Annotated in this window: 4 protein-coding genes; all 4 read right to left on the reverse strand. The window is 37.6% G+C overall.

Annotated features, from left to right (window positions below; genetic code table 11):
* Positions 1-26: 26 nt before the first annotated feature.
* Positions 27-923: a hypothetical protein gene (locus ACED20_RS09845; RefSeq protein ID WP_294197552.1), complete on the reverse strand. Its 897-nt coding sequence runs from the start codon at positions 921-923 to the stop codon at positions 27-29.
* A gap of 8 nt (positions 924-931) precedes the next feature.
* Complete coding sequence (locus tag ACED20_RS09850; RefSeq protein ID WP_378104352.1) at positions 932-3,049, reverse strand: glycosyl hydrolase 108 family protein; 2,118 nt, start codon at positions 3,047-3,049, stop codon at positions 932-934.
* 537 nt (positions 3,050-3,586) lie between these two features.
* Positions 3,587-4,276, reverse strand: coding sequence for an SH3 domain-containing protein (locus ACED20_RS09855; RefSeq protein WP_378104354.1), 690 nt, complete (start codon positions 4,274-4,276; stop codon positions 3,587-3,589).
* A gap of 368 nt (positions 4,277-4,644) precedes the next feature.
* On the reverse strand, positions 4,645-6,182 hold a 1,538-nt coding region (locus tag ACED20_RS09860), incomplete at its 5' end, for a hypothetical protein (protein WP_378104356.1).

A 6,182-nucleotide genomic window follows, 5' to 3' on the forward strand; every position in this document is an offset into this window, starting at 1 on the left:
ATCAATTCTCAAAATTTTGATCAGCATTACTGTTTTTTAAATTCACCTTTGTTGAAAACATATTTTTCCGATAATTTCCGATGGCCATTCGTTTCGGCAAAAATTGAAATTTCATATTTTTCATTGATGGAAAATGTTTTTACCGTATTGCTGCCACCGTTACTATCTGCAACATTGATCCCTCCCATTACGGATTTTCCCTTAACTGAAATCAGATAAACCAGTTCGCTGTCTCCTCCCATATTTTCAATAAGATATACTTCATAACCATCTTTTGAAAAGATTTCGGCACTTCCGTCAGCTGTAAGATCAAATTTTTTCATAAATGATTTTTGCAGCCATTCTTCAGGCTGATTGCTAAATTTTACTTTACTTTCCAGATCTTTATAATCAACCGGCAGAAGGTTAATCGATTTATTTTCAGAATTCCGGGCCTGAATATTTCTGGTTTCTCTTGCCAACGTACAGCGATCCGGAGCGTAGAAGGTTCCTTGGGGAGGGCTGATCACTTTCCATTGGATCTCATTGTTATTAATAGAAGCAATTTCAAATCTTCCTTTTTTTCCTGAAGAATCAAAGAAACTAAAAAACTCTCCTGTGATTTTTCTATCCCGGACCTCACCTGAAACGTTATATTCCTTTGTACTTTCACAATCGATCTTTCCACCGCTGTTGGCTATCGCACAGTATTGCGCTTTTATCAGGTTTCCTTCCTGAACAATGGTCAGGGTAAACTGCTCTTCAGGTACATCGGCATCTTCTGATTTCTTCTCGTAAATCCATTTGCCGGACCAATCGGTTTGAGTGATGGTCTTCTTTTTATCCTCAATTTGTGTATTTACGGTTGTTTTTTTATCCGTTGCTTTGGCATTATTATCTTTACAACTTATGATAAATAAAAAGCTTAATATTAGAAATCTCATAAATTTAATTAAGGTTTAAAATTTAGGCAATCATCTACTCTATTTAACCAACCTTTCAAAAAGACATCTTGGTTGTTCTTTTTTCCATCTGTAAAAGTTAGATTAGTATAATATTGTTTTCTGATTTCAGCAATTCGTGTTAGTAATTTATCCTGATCATGAACATTATTTAGAGCTTCAATTGTTTTAGAGCCAATAGTTCCATCATCTTTAATATCTTGTTCAAATTCATCTTTTAAAAGTTTTTGTACTTGCTTTCCAGCTCCACCAGAAGTAATTGTCCAGTCATAAACCATTAATCCAACTCTTTCATCTTCTATTTTGCAAAAGCCTTTCGGTTCCCAATATCTTTTCCTATAAATGGTAGTTGCCTGTTCATCAGTAATAGCTTTTAAATTATCCAAGGTAGGCTCTATATTTACATCTTCTTTTGCATACTTCTGCCATGTTGCAAATGTAATACCTTTATTTGTTGCACCTCCTTTATCTGCAGGATGATCTACAAATCCACCTTCGTGCTTAAGAATAATTGGAGCTACTTTTTTAAATTTGCTATCACAGTCTATAGCCGCTGTGGATAGAGCTAATTTTTGCTGAGATTCGAATTTTTTCATGCAATTGCATGTATTCACAAAACCAGATTCTAATGCTATTTGCAATAAGTTTTTACCATTTAATGAAGTAGAATTTTTACAAAAAAATTTGTCATCCATATACTTTTTATCAAACTCTCTTACATCCAAATGTATCCAACTATAGGTATGATTGCCATCAATAATTTTATTATCCGACTGTAAGCCAATTGGCTCTAAGCTAAAATTATTTTTTTCAGTCCAGCTTGTTTTTGCATTTAGGTATTTGTAGAAAATATCTTGTCTAATTTGTGTAAGTTCTGCAATATTTTTATGTAACTGACCTCTTATTTGCCATTTACCTTTATCAAACTGAATATCAATAGCTTTTCCTTGGTGATTTGTAGTTTTAAAATTTTTAAATCTGCATCTATATCCAGAACTAATCTTTCCAAAACTATATGTTTTCTGTTTACTTAAATAAAATAAAACTGCTTTAAATCCAAATAGAAGTGACCTGTGAACACCTGGAAATTCATATTTGTTCGACTTTTCGGGCTCAGTATTATCTCCCGTCTTGTCACCAAATCCATCACATTTATTTACTTCTTTTATTCCTTTTAGTTTACTTACTGCTTGTTTACCTTTTGTTGAACAAGAACATGATAGTTGATTCCAAACTGTTTTAGATATATCAAAATTTAGCGAAAACTCATCAATTGCTCTTATAACATTTCCACAAACCTTCCCAGTCTCCGGAACTTTCATATAATCCCGCTGAAACTGCTTAACCATCTTTTCCGTCCTGTCCGTGAATTCGTCTGTAGGGACATTTCCTCCAAACCCGGCAAGTCTGATATTTATTTCCCGGATCAATTCATTTTTATCGCCTTTTTTAATACAATATTTTTCTCCACAATCCGCGCTTTTTGCTTCCTGATCCTCCACCACACTCGTCGTTTTCCCTTCCGGCTTTGACGGAGTGGCTTTTTTATCCGGTTTTACGGTGCCTTTGGATTCGGCCCAGTCCCAAAGCTCGTTCCATTTGTTTCTTACATTTTCGGTGATGGCATCGAGGATGCCGCTTTCTTCTTTTTGGGAAGCAGGCTTGGAGGCGGCCGGTGAGCCGGGGGCCTTGGCCGGGGCTTTCGGAGCCGGGGCCGGACTGTTTCCTTTGACAGGTGCAGCCGGTGCAGGTTGTTGTACCGGCGGTCTGTAAGCCGGATTTTTCAGCTCTACATTATCGGAAGCATGTTTTTTATCTTTGTAATATTCTACCGTGACGTAGAATTCCAGTTCTTTAGGATCCCTTTCACCCTGTGCCGCTTTCTGCATCAGAGCTTTGGTGAGAATAAATTCAGCGGTTGCCGTTCCCGTTCTGCCGACGACGGCCTGCCTGCTGTCTACGAATTTGTTTTTGCTGTTGTGGCCTTCACCGGCAGCATCGTCTTCCCAAAGGGTGAAAAGTAGTTTTTCGCCGGTAAGGTTGACACAATGCGCAAGGGCCACCATCTTTTCGGTATAGCTGAAAACCGTTCCGGGAGAATCGTCCACATAGCGGAGTTCCACCTTATTGATCTTCGGAATCCCTGCCGGCTGCGGCGTAATATCGATAGTCGTGGGGCCGCTTCCTTCCGGCTCATGAAGATACGCTTCGAGGCGGTAGCTATTTTTGGAAGCGACTTCCCCAAAGGTAAAACTTCCGTCGCCTTTCTTTTTAATATTGGTTGTCGTAAAGCTGCCGTTGGAGCGCTTTTTGAAAAGTTCCCACGTTACGTCAGCGGGATTTCTTTCACCGGCCGGTGTGGCGGGATACCAGTCGGTAACTATATACGTGGTTTGCTCCCCTACTTTCGGAGCNGAAAAGTTCCCACGTTACGTCAGCGGGATTTCTTTCACCGGCCGGTGTGGCGGGATACCAGTCGGTAACTATATACGTGGTTTGCTCCCCTACTTTCGGAGCAGGGTTTCCGGAGATTTTTGAAACACCTTTTTTAGACATGGAACGTGTTTTTTAGTTTCACATGAGTTCAATAAACCTATTTGACCTTCTGAATTGTCCTTTTTTTAGAAGTATTTCAACCGATTCACCTACGCTGATTTAATTCGATTCCTGTAAATATAGCCCTCTTTTCCATCTTTTGTTTTTACTAGAAACCAGTCACCGCTGTTATCAAGAACCTCTATAAAATCACCGGATTTTACTTTTTGTATTACCTCAGAAGCAGTAGATTTATCTTTTCTTAAATTGGTATAGCCATCAGGATCCTGAATTTTATTTGTATCATACCGCTGGCGTAAAAACGATGAAATCAGATTAATCCTTGAATTGCCTGCAATGTAGCTTTCATAACCGTCGGTTTTGTTTTCTTTTAACTTTTCCTGAGCTTCATTTTCTGTATCAGCAGCATTAACAAGATCTTTTTTAGAAATGATATATCCATGTTTCACCAATATTTTAACCGCGTTAAAATCCTCCTGCCTGATGGCAAGTGCCATAGGGTCTTCAAGCTTTGAAGCATCAATCTTATATTTTTGTATAAAATATTCAAGCCAACTGCTGTCGGTGTAATATTGCAGATCAAAAAAAGTCTCATTATTAATTAAAGCAGATAGATTTTTAACATCAAAATCAGCAATGACCGGATTCTGTTCTTCAAAGAGCTGTAGCTTTTTCTTAAATTCCTGAATGTCATTATTGCTTTTGTTAATCAAATCATTTGGTGTAAACTTTATTATTGTTCCTTCGTTGAACAAATCGGTGAAGCTAATTTTTTCCATACTTTTTTTTTCATTTTTTTTTCCTAATGACCTCCACTGGCTCAATGACATCAAATCTCCACTGACGGTATCATAATAGGACACCGAACAGTCGCTTTTATCGACATAAAAAATATTCCAGACACTATTGCTGAATTCACCTTCCTGTTCTTCTTTAATGATGTAATATTTTTTATTTTTATAATCTCCTTCATCAACAGTAAAAATAATCTGGTGCTTATCTGTTTTATAGGTATTAACCGCTTTTGAAACCTCAGGTATCTGAGTAATCTTGTTATAGGCATTTTCTTTACTGCAATTTTCTTTTTCCTGATTTTTGCCCTGGCAGCTTAACAGCTGGAAAGCCATTATAAAAACAACAATTCCTCTCATTTTAACTGTTTTAAAAGTTCAATATCTTTTTTAATTTCTGCCTTCTCTTTTTCATCTTTCGATTTACAAAGTTTACATGCCAACATATTTTTATAGTCATTTAGAGTTGAATTGAAATTATCCTTAACCGCTTTTTTATATTGCTGTGTACCGGTTAAACCATTTTTAGGTTCTCCGGTAGCATAAGCACCTTTCAGTCCGGTATCTTCAAGACCTGCTACAAAATCATCTATGCTTTTTGAATTGTCCGTCAGTGCATGATGTGCATCCGGAAAGTTTTTTTTAAGAAGTTCAATATATCCGTCAAAACCGGCTTCTTCCGAAGTAAAGTTCGCAAAACTTTCTACGCGTGCCTCATATTTTCCATTATACGTTTCATGGGTTGCCATACTTTTCTTACCTGCATCTCCGGACCCCTTGATATTCATAGGATTGTTAAGCGGGGTTTTCAAGCTGAATCCGTTTTCCTGTCTTCTTTGAGCGATCATATACAATCCCTTGAATTTATTAGCTGAAGTATGAGAAGAAACATGGCTGATCACTTTGGTTCCGAATGAATCGTAATATTCTTTCCGACCGTCTTTCTTTACTTTATCACAATTGCAGTCATCAATTTCCGGCAACGGATCTATAAGGGCAAAAACTTTAATTTCCTCTTCGTAGGCTGAGGCACTAACCGCTATTTTACCATTACTTGAATAGCCGCGTCTTCCATATACTCCGGTGAGCTCAGGTACAACGGATTCCAGATAATTATTTAACGCATGATATACGAATTTATAATTGGCAGCACTTAAGTCCTTGATTTCAGTAGCATAACTCGAATGATTTTCTCCATCTGAACTTCTTACTCCCACACATCCTATCAGATCCTTTGATTTCCATGGGTCAATTGAAATAGAGCTTCTGCTTCCCAATGTCATCGCGCCACTTGAAACTTCATCTTTCAGATCTTTTACAACTTTCAGGTTGGCTGCATTGTTATCTACAAACCGGTATCTGAAGCTTTCTTTATTGGCATGGTTTCTTGCTTGCATATATCTTATCCGGTAAAGAGAATCGATCGTATTCGGCGGGATCGGGCCACTTGAACCATAATTTTTATTATTGGTCTGTGCATGTCTTGCAACCGTTAATACAGTTGCTTCTGCATTTTCATGGGTCTTAAACTTAAGATCCTGTTTTAATTTCTTAACAGCCTCCCCTATTTTATTCCCTCTGTAGATGTACATTTTATAAAGCGGGAAAGCACTTTTGGAAGATGAAATCTTTTTGGAAAATATTTTATTATCTTCTTTATATTCCTCCATTCCATTATAGCCGCCATAATCAGGATACGAAATTAGTTTACCGGCTTTATCAACTTTTATCTCTGTAGCAATTTCACTGGATATATAAAGAACGGCTTCTTTTCCGGGACCTATTACTTTAGAAAATACTTCTTTCGGAGTTTGATCTACCACACTCGTCGTTTTCCCTTCCGGTTTCGCCGGGGTGGGTTTTTTATCCGGTTTTACGGTGCCTTTGGATTCGG

The organism is Chryseobacterium sp. sg2396 (assembly GCF_042610505.1).
Classification (GTDB): Bacteria; Bacteroidota; Bacteroidia; order Flavobacteriales; family Weeksellaceae; genus Chryseobacterium.

Bases quoted from the DNA above. Each gene is read 5' to 3' on its own strand.
- ACED20_RS09845 (WP_294197552.1), bottom strand. From the start codon at position 923: ATGAGATTTCTAATATTAAGCTTTTTATTTATCATAAGTTGTAAAGAT.
- ACED20_RS09855 (WP_378104354.1), bottom strand. From the start codon at position 4,276: ATGGAAAAAATTAGCTTCACCGATTTGTTCAACGAAGGAACAATAATA.